The sequence below is a fragment of the Neptuniibacter marinus genome (assembly GCF_965223595.1).
Classification (GTDB): Bacteria; Pseudomonadota; Gammaproteobacteria; order Pseudomonadales; family Balneatricaceae; genus Neptuniibacter; species Neptuniibacter marinus.
In genome coordinates this window covers 3,201,743-3,220,759 of the sequence record NZ_OZ245004.1, presented here as the reverse complement: position 1 = coordinate 3,220,759, position 19,017 = coordinate 3,201,743, and the positions used below count along the sequence as shown (strand labels likewise).

17 protein-coding genes are annotated in these 19,017 nt (G+C 43.3%); 8 read left to right on the top strand and 9 right to left on the bottom strand.

Annotation, left to right across the window (positions count from 1 at the left end; all coding sequences use genetic code 11):
- The 3 genes from ACOQOE_RS15170 to ACOQOE_RS15160 all read right to left on the bottom strand — a co-directional run bounded on the left by ACOQOE_RS15170 (nucleotide 1) and on the right by ACOQOE_RS15160 (nucleotide 5,080).
- The gene (locus ACOQOE_RS15170; RefSeq protein ID WP_420554375.1) at nucleotides 1-2,865 is read right to left on the bottom strand and encodes a valine--tRNA ligase; all 2,865 of its coding nucleotides are present in this window, start codon (nucleotides 2,863-2,865) and stop codon (nucleotides 1-3) included.
- Between the two features lie 268 nt (nucleotides 2,866-3,133).
- Nucleotides 3,134-3,568: a DNA polymerase III subunit chi gene (locus tag ACOQOE_RS15165; RefSeq protein WP_420554374.1), complete on the bottom strand. Its 435-nt coding sequence runs from the start codon at nucleotides 3,566-3,568 to the stop codon at nucleotides 3,134-3,136.
- An 18-nt stretch (nucleotides 3,569-3,586) separates the two neighbouring features.
- Nucleotides 3,587-5,080, bottom strand: a complete 1,494-nt coding sequence (locus ACOQOE_RS15160) for a leucyl aminopeptidase (protein ID WP_067865869.1) — start codon at nucleotides 5,078-5,080, stop codon at nucleotides 3,587-3,589.
- A 226-nt stretch (nucleotides 5,081-5,306) separates the two neighbouring features.
- On the opposite strand from ACOQOE_RS15160, the gene lptF reads away from it, so the two are divergent.
- Both lptF and lptG read left to right on the top strand, forming a co-directional pair.
- Nucleotides 5,307-6,425 (top strand): LPS export ABC transporter permease LptF, encoded by a 1,119-nt coding sequence (lptF, locus tag ACOQOE_RS15155; protein ID WP_420554373.1) that lies wholly within the window; start codon nucleotides 5,307-5,309, stop codon nucleotides 6,423-6,425.
- Nucleotides 6,422-7,510 (top strand): LPS export ABC transporter permease LptG, encoded by a 1,089-nt coding sequence (gene lptG / locus ACOQOE_RS15150; protein ID WP_067865873.1) that lies wholly within the window; start codon nucleotides 6,422-6,424, stop codon nucleotides 7,508-7,510. The genes lptF and lptG overlap by 4 nt, the downstream gene beginning before the upstream one ends.
- Before the next feature lie 49 nt (nucleotides 7,511-7,559).
- Here the strand turns inward: lptG and ACOQOE_RS15145 are convergent, their stop codons facing one another.
- From ACOQOE_RS15145 to gloA, 4 genes are all read right to left on the bottom strand, one after another.
- The gene (locus tag ACOQOE_RS15145) at nucleotides 7,560-8,018 is read right to left on the bottom strand and encodes an RDD family protein (protein WP_067865876.1); all 459 of its coding nucleotides are present in this window, start codon (nucleotides 8,016-8,018) and stop codon (nucleotides 7,560-7,562) included.
- 49 nt (nucleotides 8,019-8,067) lie between these two features.
- Entirely contained in the window at nucleotides 8,068-9,312 is a 1,245-nt protein-coding gene (locus ACOQOE_RS15140; protein ID WP_067865879.1) for a YeeE/YedE family protein, read from the bottom strand.
- Between the two features lie 209 nt (nucleotides 9,313-9,521).
- Entirely contained in the window at nucleotides 9,522-10,319 is a 798-nt protein-coding gene (locus tag ACOQOE_RS15135) for a tetratricopeptide repeat protein (protein ID WP_067865882.1), read from the bottom strand.
- Nucleotides 10,320-10,697: 378 nt separating this feature from the next.
- Nucleotides 10,698-11,090, bottom strand: coding sequence for a lactoylglutathione lyase (gene gloA, locus ACOQOE_RS15130; RefSeq protein WP_067865885.1), 393 nt, complete (start codon nucleotides 11,088-11,090; stop codon nucleotides 10,698-10,700).
- Between the two features lie 174 nt (nucleotides 11,091-11,264).
- Here gloA and ACOQOE_RS15125 point away from each other — a divergent pair, with 174 nt between their 5' ends.
- Both ACOQOE_RS15125 and fldB read left to right on the top strand, forming a co-directional pair.
- Nucleotides 11,265-11,588, top strand: coding sequence for a phasin family protein (locus ACOQOE_RS15125; protein ID WP_067865888.1), 324 nt, complete (start codon nucleotides 11,265-11,267; stop codon nucleotides 11,586-11,588).
- Between the two features lie 64 nt (nucleotides 11,589-11,652).
- Nucleotides 11,653-12,174, top strand: coding sequence for a flavodoxin FldB (gene fldB / locus ACOQOE_RS15120; protein WP_067865891.1), 522 nt, complete (start codon nucleotides 11,653-11,655; stop codon nucleotides 12,172-12,174).
- Nucleotides 12,175-12,203: 29 nt separating this feature from the next.
- Here fldB and nhaD read toward each other — a convergent pair whose 3' ends face one another.
- Nucleotides 12,204-13,655 carry a sodium:proton antiporter NhaD gene (gene nhaD / locus ACOQOE_RS15115; protein WP_067865894.1) on the bottom strand — a complete coding sequence of 484 codons (1,452 nt, stop codon included), beginning with the start codon at nucleotides 13,653-13,655 and terminating at the stop codon, nucleotides 12,204-12,206.
- A 183-nt stretch (nucleotides 13,656-13,838) separates the two neighbouring features.
- On the opposite strand from nhaD, the gene prfB reads away from it, so the two are divergent.
- From prfB to ung, 4 genes are all read left to right on the top strand, one after another.
- Entirely contained in the window at nucleotides 13,839-14,933 is a 1,095-nt protein-coding gene (prfB, locus tag ACOQOE_RS15110) for a peptide chain release factor 2 (protein WP_420555490.1), read from the top strand.
- A gap of 120 nt (nucleotides 14,934-15,053) precedes the next feature.
- Complete coding sequence (gene lysS, locus ACOQOE_RS15105) at nucleotides 15,054-16,556, top strand: lysine--tRNA ligase (protein WP_067865896.1); 1,503 nt, start codon at nucleotides 15,054-15,056, stop codon at nucleotides 16,554-16,556.
- 81 nt (nucleotides 16,557-16,637) lie between these two features.
- Entirely contained in the window at nucleotides 16,638-17,081 is a 444-nt protein-coding gene (locus tag ACOQOE_RS15100; RefSeq protein WP_231867963.1) for a hypothetical protein, read from the top strand.
- A gap of 6 nt (nucleotides 17,082-17,087) precedes the next feature.
- A complete protein-coding gene (ung, locus tag ACOQOE_RS15095; protein WP_420555489.1) occupies nucleotides 17,088-17,771 on the top strand; it encodes a uracil-DNA glycosylase in 684 nt (227 codons plus the stop codon).
- Here ung and ACOQOE_RS15090 read toward each other — a convergent pair.
- Nucleotides 17,743-18,987, bottom strand: a complete 1,245-nt coding sequence (locus ACOQOE_RS15090) for a GGDEF domain-containing protein (protein WP_420554372.1) — start codon at nucleotides 18,985-18,987, stop codon at nucleotides 17,743-17,745. The two genes, ung and ACOQOE_RS15090, sit on opposite strands and share 29 nt — an antisense overlap.
- Nucleotides 18,988-19,017 lie beyond the last annotated feature (30 nt).

Here is a 19,017-nt window from a genome sequence, read left to right as displayed (position 1 = left end):
TTAAAGCGCTTCAATTTTCGCGTATTGCTCTTGTAGTTTATCAAAAGAAGATTGAGAGGCAGCCATCTTTTCACGCTCTTTAGCGATAACCGCTTCAGGGGCGTTGGATACAAACTTCTCGTTACTCAACTTGCCTTTGACGCGAGCTATATCTTTTTGCAGCTTATCGAGCTCTTTTTGTAGACGAGCTAGTTCAGCATCTTTGTTTATCAGGCCAGCCATTGGCACGAGTACTTCCATGTCACCAACTAGTTGTGTTGCTGACATTGGAGCTTCGTCACCGACGTTAAGCCAAGTAATGCTTTCCAGTGCGGCTAATTTACATAAGAAAGTACGGTTAGCGTTAAGACGAGTTAGATCTTCAGGGCTGCCGTTTTGTAGTAGCACTGAAAGTTCTTTAGCTGGAGAGATCCCCATTTCACCACGAATATTACGTACGCCAGTGATAACACCTTTTAGCCATTCGATCTCCGTTTCAGCGGCTGCATCGAACTTATCGTTGTTAGCAACAGGGTAGGGTTGGTTCATGATGGTGTCGCCATCTTTGCCGGCTAAGCCTTTAACTTGTTGCCAGATCTCTTCAGTGATGTAAGGCATGATCGGGTGTGCTAAACGAAGCAGAGCTTCAAGTACACGTACCAACGTGCGGCGTGTGCCACGTTTGGCTTCTGCAGAGGCATCTTCGTCCCATAATACCGGCTTAGATAGCTCTAAGTACCAACCGCAGTATTCATTCCAGATGAGGTCATACAGGGTTTTAGAGGCCATATCGAAACGGTATTCGTCGAAATGTTTGATAACGTCGGTTTCGACTTGCTGTAGACGGCTGCTGATCCAACGATCTGCTAAAGATAGTTCAATGCCGTTATCGTCAGTGGCGTTTTGGCCGCAATCTTCGCCCTCTGTGTTCATTAACACGTAGCGGGCTGCGTTCCAGATTTTGTTACAGAAGTTACGGTAACCTTCTAGACGTTTCATATCCCAGTTGATGTCACGGCCAGTAGAGGCCAGTGCAGCAAGGGTGAAACGTAGAGCATCAGTACCATGGGCAGAGATACCTTCTGGGAACTCCTTCTCGGTACGTTTGCCGATCTTCTCAGCCAATTGCGGCTGCATCATGTTGCCGGTACGTTTCTCAAGTAGCGTTTGTAGCTCGATACCGTCAATCATATCCAACGGATCTAGCACGTTACCTTTAGACTTGGACATTTTATCGCCGTTTTCATCGCGGATTAGGCCAGTAACGTAGACGGTTTTGAAAGGTACTTGAGGTTTGCCATCTTCATCTTTCATAAAGTGCATGGTCATCATGATCATGCGGGCAACCCAGAAGAAGATAATATCGAAGCCGGTAACCAGTACATCAGTTGGGTGGAACGTCTGCAGGCGCTGGGTGTTTTCAGGCCAGCCTAGTGTGCCGAATGTCCAAAGTGCCGAGCTGAACCAAGTATCTAGTACATCATCGTCTTGACGTAGTTCTGTTTCTGGATCTAGATTGTATTTTTGGCGTGCAGCTTCTTTATCGTTTGCGACATAGACATTGCCTTCATTATCGTAGAAGGCCGGGATACGGTGGCCCCACCATAGCTGGCGAGAGATACACCAGTCTTGGATATCACGCATCCAAGCGTTGTACATGTTTTCGTATTGTTGTGGTACAAATTTGATGTCGCCCTTTTCGACTGCTTCTACCGCAGGTTTAGCCAGCGTTTTTGCATCGGCAAACCATTGATCCGTTAGCATAGGTTCGATAACCACACCGCCACGGTCACCGTAAGGTACGGTCATATCGTTTTCTTCGATCTTAACCAGTAGGCCTGCTTCTTCAAAATCCGCGACGATTGCACGGCGAGCAGCAAAGCGTTCCATACCGCGATATTTTTCTGGAATAGCTGTATTAAGATCGCTGTTAGGCGTTCCGTCCGTATTAAAGCCTTCACCTTCATCGCGAATATCGGCGTTGTAGGTCAAGATATTGATCATAGGTAGGTTGCAGCGCTTGCCAACTTCATTATCGTTGAAGTCATGAGCCGGCGTAATTTTTACGCAACCCGTGCCTTTATCCATATCAGCATGTTCGTCGCCAACAATAGGAATACGGCGGTCAACAAATGGAAGAACAACCTCTTTGCCAATGAGGTCTTTATAGCGCTCATCGTCTGGGTTAACGGCCACGCCAGTATCACCCAAGAAAGTTTCTGGACGAGTGGTGCCGACTACGAGGAAATCGTCGCCTGTAGCCGTTTTTTCGCCATCGGCTAATGGGTAGCGTAGGTACCACATTTTACCTTTAGTCTCTTTGTTTTCGACTTCAAGGTCAGAGATGGCGGTATGTAGTTTTGGATCCCAGTTTACAAGGCGTTTACCACGGTAAACGAGGCCTTCATCATAGAGGCGGATAAAGACTTCTTGTACGGCTTTGTAAAAGCCCGAGTCCATAGTGAAACGCTCAGTGTTCCAGTCAACAGAGTTGCCTAGGCGGCGCATCTGGTTAGTAATTGTGCCGCCGGATTCCTCTTTCCATTCCCAGATCTTTTCGATAAACGCATCGCGGCCAAGGTCATGGCGTGTTTGCTGACTTTCTGCGGCCAATTTACGTTCTACAACCATCTGGGTTGCGATACCCGCGTGGTCAGTACCGACTTGCCACAATGTATTTTTGCCCTGCATACGCTTGTAGCGTGTGAGCGCATCCATGATCGTATGTTGGAAAGCGTGACCCATATGTAAGCTACCAGTGACATTTGGCGGCGGAATCATGATGCAGTAGGAGTCACCTTCGCCAGATGGGGCAAAGTAGTTGTTTTCTTCCCAGGTTTTGTACCAGGATTTTTCGATCTCTTGCGGCTGGTAAGTAGTTTCCATGGCGCTCTAGTTCTTCCGAAAAGTATTTTCTGAAAATCAGTCAGTTGTGGGCTTCCCTGAATGGTTGGGAGGCACAAATAAACCCGGCATTATACAGGTTAAAACCAATAAGTGGCGAGGGATTGGAGTAGATGTTTTGATCTATTTTTATGCTCTGTTTGGACGGGTGGGGTTTGAGGGAGAGTGGTGTGTTAAATGGAGTCTTGTTTTATAGGTCTGAATAAGTTGCAGATATTAATCTGTCGATCACTGAATAAGACAGGATATATCAGACTTTTTTACGCATATCATGCATGTCTATCTGCACATTGCTTTTTTGATAGAGTTTGTAATTACTGCGTGTTGCGGTAAGTATGTCCTCACTTTGCACAACAATTTCAAGAATACGATCAAAGTTTAGCGCGTCTTCAGGGATCTCTAAATTAAGGTTAACGTAAACATCGTGATGGGCTGGGCGTTGTTCGTCCCAGCCTATCTTTACGCCTGCAGTATCTTTCTCATTTAATAAGCTGTGAGGGATAAAGGATTCAGGGCGATACTCCCAGAGGAGCTGATCTATACGTTGTGCTTCGCTTTCGTCGCGGGTTTGGATAAATATCTCATGTCCAAGGGCGCGGATCTTTTCAACCAAACGGCAAAGAAAGCGACCCCGAGCATCGGGATCGGTTGAAGGTAATACGTAAAAATCAGCTTTGCTGGTCATCTATGTTAACTCTAGACCTTATTCTTCAGTTGCTTGATTGAGCAAGTATTGGGTCAAAAGAGGAACGCAGCGACCAGTGGCACCTTTGGCTTTGCCTCCGCTGTGCCATGCGACACCCGCAATATCTAAATGCGCCCAGCGATACTCTTTAGTAAAGCGAGATAGGAAACATGCTGCAGTGATAGTACCACCTGGGCGACCACCAATGTTTGCAATATCAGCAAAGTTAGAATCAAGCTGTTCTTGGAACTCATCCCATAAAGGCAACTGCCACGCTTTATCAGCGGCTTGATTACTGGCTTCGATCAGCTCTTGGGCTAAATCGTCAGTGTTCGTTAGTACCCCGGTCGCGTGATGGCCCAGAGCGATGATGCAAGCACCCGTTAAGGTTGCAATATCTACCACAGATGCTGGTTCGAAACGACCTGCATAAGTTAGCGCATCACATAGTACTAATCGACCTTCTGCATCGGTGTTTAGGATCTCTACTGTTTGACCCGACATTGTGGTTACTATATCACCGGGCTTAGTTGCGTTACCGCTCGGCATATTTTCTGCCGCTGCAACAATACCTACAACATTGATCGGTAGGGCCATTTCACATACAGCTGTCATTGCTCCAAATACGCTGGCCGCACCACACATGTCATATTTCATCTCATCCATGCCGCCGCCTGGTTTTAGTGAGATGCCGCCGGTATCAAAGGTCACGCCTTTGCCGACGAGTACATGTGGCTTTTCACCTTCTGGACCACCTTTGTATTCCATAACCACTAATTTTGAAGGCTGTGCGCTACCCGTGCCTACGGATAGAAGGCAGTGCATACCTAACTCAGCCATTTCCTCTTCATCAACGATGGTCGCTGTTAGGTCTTCAAATTCATCATCTAGTTCAAGGGCTTGTTCAGCAAGATAAGTAGGCGTACATATGTTTCCTGGCAGGTTGCCAAGGTCACGCGCGATGCTCATTCCGTTAACAATAGCGGTTCCATCTAATAGGGCGGTTTCCGCTATATCAGAAATTTCTTCGTTAACCAGAATACCGATCTGCTCTAATTTTAATGGATCTGCTTTTTTGCTTTTTGTCTCATCGTAGCTGTAAAGCTCAGCTCCACTCCATTCAACCAGGTGGCGTAGTTGGCGGTACTGATCAGCATCGTCTGTCAGGGTGCAATCTAAGGCAAACGTTACGTTGCTTACTCCTGTGCTTTTTACGATGCTCATTGCCGCAGTGATTATTTTGCGGAAGTTGCGGTTATTGCGTTCATCTTTTTTGCCAAAGCCCAGTAGTAGTACACGTTTGGCCGCGAGGCCAGGTACTTTATGTAGTAATAAGCTTTCTGCGTTTTTACCACTTATATCGCCACCCTTTAAAATCTCACTAATATAGCCCGAGCTTGCTGTGTCAGCTGCTTTGGCTGCAGGTGAAAGAGTAGAATCCGCTTCTACAGCGATAATTAGACATTCGGTTTCAAGTGATGCGATATCACCGTTTACAATTTCAAAATCCATATTGGCTCCAACTTGAGGCGTGTATGCGTCTGCACAAGACATTGTCCGCAGATTAAAGGATAATGTTGGCTACTATATAGGTGTGTGACCTGATACTAAATAGATTTTCCATATCGGTTTTTAAAATAAGTAGGCAATTTCTTGTGGCAATCTGCTTTATTTACTGTCAAAGCCTAATAATATAAACCATTTTTGGGTCAGTAACAGTTTTCATTAAGGACATAGAGTGATCGTTTTTCGCTATTTAGCACGTGAAGTTTTGTTCAGCATGCTTGCTGTCAGTTCTGTGCTGCTGTTTATTATTATGAGTGGGCGCTTTGTTCGGTATTTATCGAAGGCGGCTGTTGGTGAGTTAGATCCTAATGTTCTATTTTCTCTTATCTTTTATCGTTTACCTAGTTTTCTTGAGCTGATCTTGCCTTTAGGTTTGTTTTTAGGCTTTTTGTTAGGCTATGGACGCCTTTATCTTGAAAGTGAGATGACCGTTTTAGAGGCTTGTGGAATGAGTCGTCGACGTTTAATCGGTTACTCTATGGGACCCGCGCTGTTTATAGCTTTGATTGTGGGCTGCTTGGCTATTTTTATATCGCCTTATGGTGCATCAGAAACAAATAAAATTTTTGATGAGCAGGAAAGTCGCAGTGAATTAGAGAGCTTGGTACCAGGGCGTTTTCAGCGTCAAAGTAGCAGTGCGCGTGTTACCTACACCGATTCTGTTACAAGCGATGGCTTGCTCGGTATGACGTTTATCTCCGATAAGAATAAAAGTAACAATCGTACGCGAGTCACCTTGGCCGCTAGTGGAGACACATTGCTTGATAAAGAACGAGATCAGCGTTTTGTTGTCTTGGAAGATGGTTTTCGTTATGAAGGTTCGCCCGGTTCTGGTGATTTTGTTGAGTTAGGATTCCAGAAGTATGGTAGCGAAATCACGCGGAAAGATAATGAAATTCGTTATGATAAAATTGAAGCCTTGCCTACATCGGTACTTTGGAATTCAGATGAGCCAAAATATCGTGCGCAATTAAATTGGCGCTTATCTTTGCCTGTATTAGCTATTGTTGTAACGCTTTTGGCTGTGCCTTTAAGTCGTGTAAATCCTAGACAAGGGCGCTTTGCCCGTTTAGTGCCCTCTATTCTTATCTATTTAGTTTACATCTCTGTTCTTAGTAGCATTACGAGTAAGGTGGGTGAGGGGCAGAGTTCTCCTATTCTGATCTGGTTAGTACACTTTGTTTTTGCGGCCTTTGCTTTCAATATGATTTTGTTTGGTGCTTTCTGGAGTAGGTTATACAACCAGATACCTATGCCGACGTTAAGTATGTTGTGGAAGAAAAGCTCATGAAAATTTTAGATCTTTATGTGGCTCGTCATGTACTAGGTGGCTTCCTTATTGTTCTGCTCGTGGTTGCTGGTTTAGATATGCTCTTCGCTTTAGTTGAGGAGGTTAAGGATGTTGGCGGCGACTATACTTTTGCTGCTGCCGTTGAATATGTGATGTTAACTGCGCCCCGCAGGTTTTATGAATTTATCCCCCTTTCTAGCTTGATTGGTTGCTTGTTAGGTCTTGGTATTTTGGCCTCCAGTTCTGAGCTTACTGTTATGCGTGCGGCAGGTATTTCAACATTTGGGATTATTCTCTCAGTGATGAAGCCGGTTCTGTTGATTATTGTTCTGGCTCTGAGTTTGGGCGAGTTGGTTGTGCCGCAAAGTGAGCAGAGCGCGCAAAGTCATCGTCAGGTGATGCTTACAGGGAACTCAGCGATTAGTGATGCAAGCCATGTTTGGCATAGAGATGAGATGACCTTTCTACATATTAATGCGGTTATCCCTGATGGCTCTGTACGTGGCTTAACCCGTTATGAATTTAATGAGGATTTGAGCTTAGCACGTGCCAGTTTTGCAAAAGAGGCGCGTTATGATGGCAAAGATTGGCTTCTATCGAATATTAAAGAAACTCGCTTTCCAGACAATGTTGATGGCAGCGATCCCGCTACAGCACAACTGGAAACATCTATACTGAAAGAAGAGGTTTGGCCGAGCGGTTTAACACCTGAGTTGCTTAAAGTGGTGATGATTGAACCCTCCAATTTATCTATGGCTGGATTACTTTCTTACGGGGATTATCTGGATGAGCAGGGGTTAGCTTCTTCGCAATATCGTGTTGCTTTCTGGAGTAAATTGCTACTTCCTGTTGCTATTTTTGCCTTGGTTATTGTTGCAGTGTCTTTTATTTTTGGTCCTTTACGCAGTGTTACATTAGGGCAGCGCTTGATAACCGGAATTATTGTGGGTTTGACCTTTAAGTTAAGCCAAGATGTTTTAGGGCCAACTAGTGCAGTTTTTGGCTTTTCGCCTTTAGTCGCTGTGTTGTTGCCGATTTTGATCTGTATAGGGCTTGGTTTTTGGTTACTTAATAGAGCTAAGTAACTCTGTCATGAGCTGTGGATTATTTAGCTAAGCCATAGCTCATTAGTGTTTATTCTAAGATCTTAGCGCGCTTAGGCAGTTCAATAACATGGGTGCCTGAGGCTAAGTCGTGCCATGTCATTTTTTGTTTGTTGATGAACATCCATAAAAATCCCGCACCTCCCGCTAATAGGGAAAGTATACCTACGATATATCGAAGTAAGCATTGTTTAGCATTTAGGCGTTCTCCTTCTGTGGTTTGAACACGCAAACGCCAGGCAAGCATGCCTAATGTTTGGCCGTTTCTCATCCAGAAAAAAGATAAAAACAGGTAGACCAAAATAAAAAGGAAGGATTGGAAGAGGGGGCCTTGGACGGATTCCCCTTGATTAAATCCCATAGTGATAATGCCGGTGGAAACCATAAGTAAGGCGATAATTAGCATCATGTCATAAACAAAAGCGCCTAAACGTTTGATGGGGCTGGCAACTTTTATATCGGAATATGTTTCTTTAAATGAACGTGACATCAGGTTGGGTACCGCTTTAATCTTAATTATTGAAAAGTGATAAGTGTCTTTAACACGAGCTACGCGTTGATGTTTTTTTATCTAATTTAAACAAGGGGCGTAGGTGGCTGCCTATATAGCTCCCTGCAAAGGCTGCAACTAGCCATAGCCAGCCATGTAAACTACCAGAGGCTATACCGCTAAAATAGGCGCCAATATTACAGCCAAAGGCTATAGTAGCGCCATAACCTAGCATCAATCCACCTAAAATGGCTGCGACCCAATGTAGTAAAGGTAAACGCCACTCGAAGGAAAATTTACCCGCTATTGCTGCGGCAAAAAAGGCACCGAGTAATACACCCGCGTTCATTACTGAATTAATATCGCTGGTAAGGGGTTGGCTTAGAGCTGTTTCTCTTCCCGGTTGTAGCCAGTAAGTCCAAAAATCGAATTCTAGTTCCATTTCGAGAAGCATCGCAAGTTTTGCACCCCAAAGCGGATAGGCTACTGCAACGGCCCATGGGCGGCCGGTTAGTGCCAGTGTGGAAAAGTTTAATAAGGCTAAGGCGAGAGCTCCCCAAATAAAAGGCCAGGGACCTTGCAGGTAGCGCCGCCAATTTTTTATATTATTGAATGTTTTGTCCTTTTCTATGTGGCCATGGGAACGTTTTTCTAGCCAGATAGTCATTCCTGCAATCCCGGCAAAGAGAGTGAGGTTAAGGATAATTGCACCGACAACCCCTGCTTGTTCAATCAGAGATACGGGAGCTAATTGCGGTAACTCCATCCACCATTCATAGTCTGCTGTTGCCCATAACCCGCCTATGACAAAGCCGATCATGCTTGGTATCGCGCGTACTTGACCACCGCCGGCATGATAAAGGTTGCCTGATGCACAGCCGTTACCTAGTTGCATGCCAATACCAAAGATAAATGCGCCTATAAGGACTGAAGAGCCTAATGGGCGGATATAACCTCTAACCTCTTCGCCAAAAAGCGCACCTGCATTTAATGCAGGGAAGAATAGACATACTGTCACGGCAAGCATAACCATCTGCGCTCTAAGGCCGCGACCTCGACGGTTGATGATGAAATTTCGCCAAGCTGTGGTGAAGCCAAATGAAGCATGATAGAGAGAAAGTCCTAATAGTCCGCCTATAAACATAAGCCACATAAGCTTGTTGGATTCATAGGTGTTTAGCCAATACAAACTATAGATAAACAAGCTTGCAGCAAACATTACTATCGCTGCTTTGCGTGTGCGATTAGGCGAGATATTGAACGTAGCTGTAGAGGGCGTTTTCACGCTATTCATAAGGTTTATTCATATTATAAGGGCAGCGGCTTGGGGTGAAAGATCGTTCCTGTTTATCAAGAGGGTATCTATCAGTATTAGTTGATCATTATATCATCAATCAATAGTGATCTTGAATGAAATAAAATCAGCTTAGTGTTTCTTTAAAATAAATGGGGCCTTATAAAATAATAAAGGCGATCATAAGATCGCCTTTTTCGATATGAAGTTTATTTGCCGACGTACTCATGGCGGTAAGTTGCCGCTAATTGTTTTGCATCGCTCAACTCACTTTCATTCAGTTTCATAACTAAGCGTTTCTCGATAGCCACTGCTGTGCGGTTACCAAGTTCTGCTGCATTATGCATCCATGCATAAGCTAGAACGTTGGTGTTCTGGTCTGCTTGTGTCCCATGATTATTGGAGTAAAGAGTACCTAAAAAGAACATTGCATCGGTGTGGCCTTGTTCTGCTGCTTTGCGATACCAATGTTCAGCTTCGGCAAAGTCTTGTTCTACGCCAGTGCCAAAATTGTAGCAGCGTCCAATATTATGTTGTGCAGCAACTAAGCCTTGGTCAGCGGCTTGTTTATACCATTGAATTGCTAAGTTTGGATCTCGTTTCATGCCGTAGCCAAATTCCGCCATCTCTCCTAGACGGTTTTGTGCTGTAGCATCTCCAGCTTCTGCTGCTGGGATGACTGTGACTAATTCTTTTTTATATTCCTGGTCTTTTAAGGCGCGCAAGCTGTTGACGCAGCCCATATGACCTGAAGCAGCGCCACGTTTATAGAAGCGGCGTGCTTTTTTAATGTCTTTATCAACACCCCAGCCATTTTCATACATTTGGCCAACCATGTTCATAGCATCTTGGTTGCCTTCCTTAGCCAACGAATTTAGCTCATTAAACGCAGTAGTGTAATCTTTGTTGTCAAAAGCTATTGTGCCTTTGCCTAGATCAGCTGCTATTAGTTGGGTTGTGCTAATGCTTAGCATCAAACCTGCAGCTAAAAGGATTTGTTTCTTCATCGAGTATCGCTCACTTTAAATGTCGTTAGGATTCGAGAGAGGTGGGTAATTATAACCCTATTGAAGACAAATTTTCATATCTTATGAATATAAAGGTGAATTTTATATGCAATTTATAAAACGGCGACCTTTGTTGTTTAGTAAACTTTAATAATATCGTTGCTACTGTTCTGCTTAATGATCCACGTCTATAAAGTAAGACTGCAATTGTTGGTAATTAAGGCTTATTCGGTATTTGAGAGAGGTTTGAATATAGGCTTTGATCCGTTGAGAGGAGTAATTGCTAGGCGTTTTTTATCGGTATAGGAGGTATTCTCTACAGCGATAAAGCTAATCGCTGTAGAGTTGATATTTTATATCTGTTTGGAGGTGATCGACTTAGTCGTTCCTTGTTTTGTCGAGTAGTTCGATCATGTAGCCATCAGGATCTTTGGCAAAGGCAAGTATCGTTGTACTGTTTTTCATAGGTCCTGCTTCGCGAACGATCTCGCCGCCCTTACTTTTTATTTTTTCGCAGGCTTTGTACACATCGTCTACTTCAATCGCGATATGCCCATATGCATTACCTAAATCATAGCTGTCAGTGTCCCAGTTGTGGGTTAATTCTAGTGCTGTGGTTTCAGATTCGTCACCGTAGCCTAAAAAGGTAAGGGAGAAACGACCTTCTGGGTAATCCTTGCTGCGTAAAAGCTGCATTCCTAATATATTGGTGTAGAAATCTATCGATTTTTGTAAATCTGTGACACGTAACATGGTGTGTAATAGGCGCATTTTCTACATCCTTAATATTGTTATTTGGTATCATAAGGGCAAGATAAGCTTTGCCATTTCAATGATAGAGTGCTTTATTATAAGTGATTAAAGAAATAAGTCATGCGTACATTATGTGAATTATAAACGGCGTTAAATAGTTGTGCTTCTGGCGGTAGGGTAGAGGAAGTTGTTATGTTCCAAGACATGAATAAGAAAATATCAGATTCAATAGGGCCTTTTAGGGAGCTGGTTAATATACAAACGAAAATGTTGGAGGAGCTAACTCGGCAGCAGATGGCGTGTACTAAATCTTGTATTGATGCAACTATACAACAGACACAAGAGATGCAAAAATGCCAGTCGCCGAGGGATCTTGTTGATCTTCAAAAGAGTTATGCACGAGATCTTGAAGCAACAATTAAAAGCGCCAGTGATCAAAATTTGAAAGCCTTGCAAGATGCAAGAATAGAAATTGAAGAAATTGCACATTCAGCTTTTGATGCTTTTAATAAGTAATTTGTTATCATTCATAAAAGCAGCCAAGGGCTGCTTTTTGTTTGTCTGGGGTAAGGTATAAAGAATGACAGCACCGATTGGTCTTTTTTATGGTTCGACAACAGGAAATACTGAAAGCATTGCGGATCTTATCGCTGAAAATATAGGGTTTGATAAAATTGATCGGATCGATATTGCCGCTGATGGTTTAGATAGTATCTCTGATTATCAGTACCTTATTTTAGGAATCCCTACTTGGGATTTTGGGGAGTTGCAGGAAGATTGGGCTGATTTATGGGAGATTGCAGAAAACGCTAATGTTGCAGGTAAGACCTGCGCTGTATTTGGTTTGGGCGATCAAATTGGTTATGGCGAATGGTTTCTTGATGCGATGGGGTTGCTCCACAATCTTCTAAAAGCACAAGGTGCTGAGATGGTCGGGTACTGGCCTATCGAAGGCTATAGTTTTGATGAATCTAAAGCGTTAACTGAAGATGGTTGCCAGTTTGTCGGTTTGGCAATCGATGAAGATTGTCAGCACGGTGAAACCTTTGCGCGGGTTGAGCAATGGTCACAACAAGTCCTTGCTGAGTTTGATATGCTTTAACGTTGATTGTTATACGTTATGAGTGCTTCCTATATTAACCCGCTAATATATAGGTGGGTTAATATACCAAAGCTATAACCGATCAATATTGCCCAGCTCCACTTCAGGTGGCTCATAAAAGTGTAAACACCTTGGGCTTGTCCCATAAGCGCTATTCCTGCTGCTGAACCTACAGAAAGAAGTGAACCACCAATACCGGCAGTTAGTGTGACGAGTAACCACTGTTGCACGTTCATATCGGGTTCCATGCTCAATACTGCAAACATAACAGGAATATTATCTATCAATGCTGAGGCGACCCCTACGAGTATATTGGCTGTTGTGGCGCCTAAGCCGTTATACATAAATTCAGATAACAGTGTAAGGTAGCCTAACGTTGCGAGCCCACCTACACAGAGTACAACTCCATAGAAAAACATAAGTGTGTCCCATGAGGAGCGCTCAACAACGTTGAATATATTGAAACGGCGAATAACATCAGCGTTATCACCTTTGCTCTGTTCGTGGCTTTGCATATTTTCAGCTTGAAAGTTGTGGATATGCCCTTGTTCTTGGACGATAGGGGCTTGTTTACTGATGTAGAAGCCAAATAATTTCAGTATCCCTAACCCAGTCATCATGCCGAGTACAGGAGGCAAGTGTAAAATGCTGTGCGACAGTACGGAGAGGACAATCGTGAAGAGGAAAATAAAGATAATTGTAATAGCACCTTTCTTCATATGAAGGAGGTTTGTTTCGCCGGATGGTGGGCCATCCTCAATCACTCTATTCATAATGAGTGCAGGTATAAACCAAGTAATTAATGCAGGGAAGAAAAGTAGTAAAAACTCCTCAAATTGAACCAGCCCCTTTTGCCAAACCATAAGTGTTGTAATATCACCGAACGGGCTGAATGCCCCTCCTGCATTGGCGGCAATAACAATATTGATACAACCGACAGTAACAAAATGATGGTATGAATTACCTACGACGAGCACGACAGCGCCCATGAGTAGCGCTGTTGAAAGGTTGTCAGCTATAGGTGAGATAAAAAACGCGAGTAGCCCAGTAATCCAATAGATCTTTCTTAAGGAGAAGCTTTGCACAACAAGCCAAGACCGAAGTGCTGCGAATACTAATCGCTCCTCCATTGTGGTGATAAATGTCATAGCGGCTAATAGAAATAGAAATAGCTCGGCATATTCAAGAATGTATTGCTTTACGGCTAATCCCGCTGTGAATTCGTCGCCACTAAGAGAGTAGGCGATACCGGTTAATAACCAGATCAATCCTGCCGCCACCATAATTGGTTTTGATTTTCGAAGGTGGATAAACTCCTCCCCGAGTACAAAAATATAACCGATAACAAAAATAATCAGTGCTAAAATACCAAAAATTGATCCGGTCATATCGGATAATATTAGAGGGGGGGCGCCTGTAGACGCATATAGATGGGGTGCAAAAATAAGTGTGCAGAGTAACAGAATTTTTTTACTAAGCATCTTTGATTCCGTAGTTACTGAATAAGCTTATTCTAAATCTTTGTTTCTGTGTGATGCTAGTTTGAGTCGAGAATTTCATTTTAAAGGCAATTAAAGCGTAGATAGGGTCGAAATTGGTAGTGTTATATGCTTAATTTCGATAAAATACCGCACTTTTTCAAACGGTCGTCTACGATTTTTATCATGGAAATTAACCCGATTCTCAATGCCTTAAAAGATATTAGCGAACGCGCGAACGAATTGCGCGGTTTTCTTGATTATGAAGGTAAAAAAGAGCGCCTAGAAGAGGTGACTCGTGAGCTAGAAGATCCTGCTGTTTGGGATAATCCAGAAAATGCTCAACAGCTAGGTAAAGAACGCTCAGCACTTGAGATGGTTGTTGAAACAATTGACGACCTTACTGCGGGTGTTGAAGATACTCGAGACCTGCTGGATATGGCCGTCGAAGAAGATGATGAAGATACGGTCGGTGAAGTCGAAAATGATGTGGCGGCCATGATGGAACGTCTACAGAAGCTTGAATTTCGTCGTATGTTTTCTGGTGAAGCGGATCCTAATAATGCCTTTCTGGATATTCAGTCAGGTTCAGGTGGCACAGAAGCTCAAGACTGGGCTGAGATGATGTTGCGTATGTATCTGCGCTGGGGTGAAGATAAAGGTTTTAAAACTGAATTGTTGGAGTGCTCAGCGGGTGATGTGGCGGGGATTAAATCCGCTACGATTCGTTTTCAGGGTGAATATGCATTTGGTTGGCTTCGTACAGAGACGGGTGTTCACCGTTTGGTACGAAAATCACCTTTTGATTCTGGTGGCCGTCGTCATACTTCCTTTTCTTCGGTATTTGTCTCGCCGGAGATTGACGATAACGTAGAGATCGATATTAACCCTGCGGATCTACGTGTTGATGTTTACCGTGCCTCGGGTGCGGGTGGACAGCATGTAAACAGAACGGAATCTGCTGTACGTATTACCCATGAACCATCAGGTGTTGTTGTGCAGAGTCAGAGCCAGCGTTCACAGCATCAAAACAAAGACACTTGTATGAAGCAGCTGCGTGCAAAACTCTATGAGATGGAGATGTTAAAACGCAGTGAAGCAGCGCAAGAACTAGAAGATTCAAAAGCGGATATTGGCTGGGGTAGCCAGATTCGTTCTTACGTTTTAGATGATCAGCGTATCAAGGATCTACGTACCAATGTGCAGAGTTCCAACTGTGACAAGGTACTGGATGGCGATCTAGATCTATTTATCGAAGCAAGTTTAAAAGCTGGATTGTAAACAGATCTCTTGAGGTTATAGCGTTTGTTACAGGGATAGGTTTTGCGCCTTAAACTCTAACAGCTAAGTTCTTCCTTTCGGGTAGGGCTATTAGTTAACAAATTTAAAGGTTTACCACCGATGTCTGACAATAATCAGAAGCAAGATGAGAACCGCCTGATTGCAGAGCGCCGAGAAAAACTAAATGCGCTTCGTGAAGAGGGGAATGCATTTCCAAATAACTTCCGTCGTGATTCTTACGCTCAGGACTTACAAGATCAGTACGGCGATAAGACTAAGGAAGAGCTGGAAGAAGCAGCGATTACCGTTAGTATTGCTGGTCGTGTAATGCTTAATCGTGGCGCATTTGGCGTGGTTCAAGATATGACAGGCCGTGTGCAGTTTTATGTCAATAAAGAGGCGCGTAAGTTTGCTAAGCGTTTAGATCTTGGTGATATTATTGGTGTTACGGGTGTACTGCATAAGTCAGGTAAAGGTGACCTTTATGTCGATATGGGGGAATACCAGTTATTAACTAAAAACCTACGTCCACTACCGGATAAACATAAAGGTTTGCAGGATACTGAAATTCGTTACCGTCAGCGTTATGTTGATCTTATTACTAATCAAGATTCACGTAACGTGTTTGAAATGCGTTCTAAAATTGTATCCGGTATTCGTAATTTCCTTACTGAACGTCGTTTTATTGAAGCAGAAACACCAATGCTTCAGGTTATTCCAGGTGGAGCGACTGCGCGGCCATTTATTACCCACCATAACGCACTCGATCGTGATATGTATCTTCGTATTGCACCTGAGCTTTATTTGAAGCGTTTGGTTGTGGGTGGTTTTGAACGTGTTTTTGAGATCAACCGTAACTTCCGTAACGAAGGTCTATCGACGCGTCATAACCCAGAATTCACTATGATTGAGTTCTATCAGGCTTATGCTGACTACAATGATCTGATGGACCTAACCGAAAATATGCTGCGTACTGTGGCACAAGAGGTGTTAGGTACAACAACGATCATCAATACGGTTCGTAATGATGAAGGTGAAGTCCTTGAAACCTTTGAATACGATCTGGCTAAGCCGTTTCAGCGTTTAAGTGTGTTTGATTCTATCTTGCATTTTAATGAAGATATCACTGCTGAAGCTCTGGCTGATGATCATGCGGCGCGTCAAATAGCTGAGCGTTTAGATATTGCAGTTAAAGATAGTTGGGGCTTAGGTAAAGTTCAGATCGAAATCTTTGAGAAAACGGTTGAACATCGCCTTCAGCAACCGACCTTTATTACTGAATACCCAACTGAGGTCTCACCGCTGGCCCGTCGTAGCGATGATAATCCGTTTGTTACAGATCGCTTTGAGTTCTTTGTTGCAGGGCGTGAGCTTGCTAATGGTTTCTCCGAGTTAAATGATTCAGAAGACCAAGCAGAGCGTTTTAGTGCTCAAGTGGCAGAAAAAGATGCAGGTGATGATGAAGCAATGCATTACGATGATGACTACATCAATGCTTTAGAATATGGCTTACCACCGACTGCGGGGGAAGGTATTGGTATCGACCGTTTGGTCATGCTATTTACTGATTCGCCTTCGATCCGTGATGTGATTCTATTTCCTGCCATGCGCCCGCGGACATAGTTTAAAGTTTGTTATTTATAAGATTAAAAAGCCCTCTATGAGGGCTTTTTTGGTTGTTTTCCGTCTTTTTTAATGAGGGATATGATGGCTTGGCTCTTTCCTATAAAAAAACGGATCATCCCTGGGAAACGCTGGATAAGTATTCTTAGCCGTACTTTGCATCTGGTTGGTATTTGTGGATTGGCGGGCGCTTACTTGTATCATCAGCCTATAGGGTCTTGGCAGTTGTTTCTATATCTCACCGTTGTGAGTGGTCTGGTGATGAGCGGTTTGGAGATTTATACCGATGGCATCTGGCTTTTACAGCTTAGAGGTACGGCTATAGGTATTAAGCTGCTTTTGCTATCTACGATGATTTGGTGGTTTGAACAGCCGAATTCTAATATATATTTTTTGGTCATTATTATTTCTGGTGTAGTATCCCATGCGCCCGGTAAAGTCAGGTATTTTTCGGTTTGGCATGGCCGTGTAGTTATGAATTCGTCTATGCGTAAAGGTAAGCAACTTACAGATTGTGGGGGATAGGTGATTATGGTCTTAGAGCGTGCGAAAAGCTGGCAGAATGTATTGTCTGATGAGTTCGATCAGTCCTATATGCAGAAGTTGAAACAGTTTTTACAAGAGCAGAAAGATCAACAGAAAGTGATCTACCCCCATTCGTCTAATTGGTTCCATGCTTTGGAATCAACGCCGCTTGATGATGTGAAAGTCGTTATTTTGGGGCAGGACCCTTACCATCAGCCTGGACAGGCCCATGGTTTGTGTTTTTCCGTACAGCCCGGGGTGAAAATACCTCCCTCATTGGTAAATATTTATAAAGAGTTAAAGAGCGATTTGGGTGTTGAACCTGTTTCCCATGGCTATCTAGAAAGTTGGGCTAAGCAGGGTGTTCTGTTGCTGAATAGTGTGCTGACGGTAGAGCAGGGTGCAGCCGGTTCTCATCAAGGCAAGGGCTGGGAGCATTTCACTGATAAAATCATTCAAGTTATCAATGATAGATGTGAACATATTGTTTTTCTTTTGTGGGGAAGTTATGCGCAAAAGAAGGGGGGCTGTATTGATACAGATCGACATTTAGTGCTTAAGGCGCCGCATCCATCGCCGCTCTCTTCTTACCGAGGTTTTTTTGGTTGCAGGCATTTTAGTCAAGCGAATGAGTATCTTGCTCAGCATAAGCGTTTGATTATTACCTGGCAGCTCCCGCCTCTGGTTTAGTCATCTCAAGCGCTAACTCTTCTTGGTAGCTGTTTGTCTCACTGTAGTAATGATGCTGCCCGCGGCCATTTTTCTTGCTGTCATACATGGCAATATCGGCATAATGAACTAGGGTTTCAAAATCCGTGGAGTCTGTAGGGGCGACGGCGGATCCTGCACTATATCTAACATGTATATCTACGGGTGTTGTTAAAATCGGTTGTAATAATTGCTGTTGCACACGTGTAATTATGCGATTTAGTGATTCGTGAAGCTGAGTTTCACTGTCTGCTTCGATAAGAAGAATAAATTCATCGCCCGCTAAGCGAGATAAGATATCTCCCTCTCTTAATTGAGCTTTGATGGCCTTAGTAAAGTTAACAAGAACTTTATCGCCTACATTGTGACCAAACTGATCGTTAATTGGTTTGAAAAAGTCTAAATCTATGAAGGTTACGGATAGCCATTTATCTCCTCTGTTTACTTTGCTAAGCGCTTGATTAGCAAATGTTTCTAACATTTTTCTATTAGGGATACCCGTCAGCTGGTCTGTATGAGCAAGGGTTTTTAACTGGGTATATTGTTCTGAAATTTGATGATGGGCTGAGGATAATTGTTTGAGATAACGCGTTCTATTATCGGTAAAGCGCCAAACTGAATAAGCAGAAATAAAGCACATAAAGCATATCGCAATAAATAACATAAACAAAAGTGCATTTTGTGAATGGTTTTCAGATGCGATATGTTGTTTTAATTCGACTTCAAGCAGGTCTGCGTCTTCCATAATCTGAACAAATAGAGCATCGAGTTGCTGATCTGATTTTGAGTTTTTGTCAGGAAATTGGTAGCGAACGGTTGTAATATTATGAAATTTTTGTAAAGAGTAGAGTAGCTTATTAACTTTTGCCCTTAGCTCTGCATTTTTTAGTGGGTAATAAGTGCCTTGATCATTTTTGCCGCCATCGAGTATGGCTGTGGCATACCACTTAGCCATAGTGATGTGATGATAGACTGAGTCGATGGAGCGAACGCTATCACCTGATAGAATTTCTTCGAACCAAAGATGGGATAGGGTTGTTTCTAATTTTATTTCAATGGAGGCATCAACCCAAGGAACATATTTTTGGCTAGTGCTTTTTGAGATGACATGAATATAGAGAAGCAGCAGGATACTAAGTATTGCGGTCATACCGATAAGTAGTAATGGTATAGTCGGGGTGTTCGTTGTTCGCTTCATCCCCGCGCATCTCCCTTTGCGTTGTTTGAT

Excerpts from the sequence above, each read along its gene's own strand:
- fldB (WP_067865891.1), top strand. The coding sequence starts at position 11,653 with ATGACAGCACCGATTGGTCTTTTTTATGGTTCGACAACAGGAAATACT.
- ACOQOE_RS15100 (WP_231867963.1), top strand. The coding sequence starts at position 16,638 with ATGATGGCTTGGCTCTTTCCTATAAAAAAACGGATCATCCCTGGGAAA.
- ACOQOE_RS15090 (WP_420554372.1), bottom strand. The coding sequence starts at position 18,987 with ATGAAGCGAACAACGAACACCCCGACTATACCATTACTACTTATCGGT.
- lysS (WP_067865896.1), top strand. The coding sequence starts at position 15,054 with ATGTCTGACAATAATCAGAAGCAAGATGAGAACCGCCTGATTGCAGAG.
- lptG (WP_067865873.1), top strand. The coding sequence starts at position 6,422 with ATGAAAATTTTAGATCTTTATGTGGCTCGTCATGTACTAGGTGGCTTC.
- ACOQOE_RS15140 (WP_067865879.1), bottom strand. The coding sequence starts at position 9,312 with ATGAATAGCGTGAAAACGCCCTCTACAGCTACGTTCAATATCTCGCCT.
- nhaD (WP_067865894.1), bottom strand. The coding sequence starts at position 13,655 with ATGCTTAGTAAAAAAATTCTGTTACTCTGCACACTTATTTTTGCACCC.
- ACOQOE_RS15165 (WP_420554374.1), bottom strand. The coding sequence starts at position 3,568 with ATGACCAGCAAAGCTGATTTTTACGTATTACCTTCAACCGATCCCGAT.
- ACOQOE_RS15145 (WP_067865876.1), bottom strand. The coding sequence starts at position 8,018 with ATGTCACGTTCATTTAAAGAAACATATTCCGATATAAAAGTTGCCAGC.
- prfB (WP_420555490.1), top strand. The coding sequence starts at position 13,839 with ATGGAAATTAACCCGATTCTCAATGCCTTAAAAGATATTAGCGAACGC.
- ACOQOE_RS15125 (WP_067865888.1), top strand. The coding sequence starts at position 11,265 with ATGTTCCAAGACATGAATAAGAAAATATCAGATTCAATAGGGCCTTTT.
- ACOQOE_RS15160 (WP_067865869.1), bottom strand. The coding sequence starts at position 5,080 with ATGGATTTTGAAATTGTAAACGGTGATATCGCATCACTTGAAACCGAA.
- ACOQOE_RS15135 (WP_067865882.1), bottom strand. The coding sequence starts at position 10,319 with ATGAAGAAACAAATCCTTTTAGCTGCAGGTTTGATGCTAAGCATTAGC.
- ung (WP_420555489.1), top strand. The coding sequence starts at position 17,088 with ATGGTCTTAGAGCGTGCGAAAAGCTGGCAGAATGTATTGTCTGATGAG.
- gloA (WP_067865885.1), bottom strand. The coding sequence starts at position 11,090 with ATGCGCCTATTACACACCATGTTACGTGTCACAGATTTACAAAAATCG.
- ACOQOE_RS15170 (WP_420554375.1), bottom strand. The coding sequence starts at position 2,865 with ATGGAAACTACTTACCAGCCGCAAGAGATCGAAAAATCCTGGTACAAA.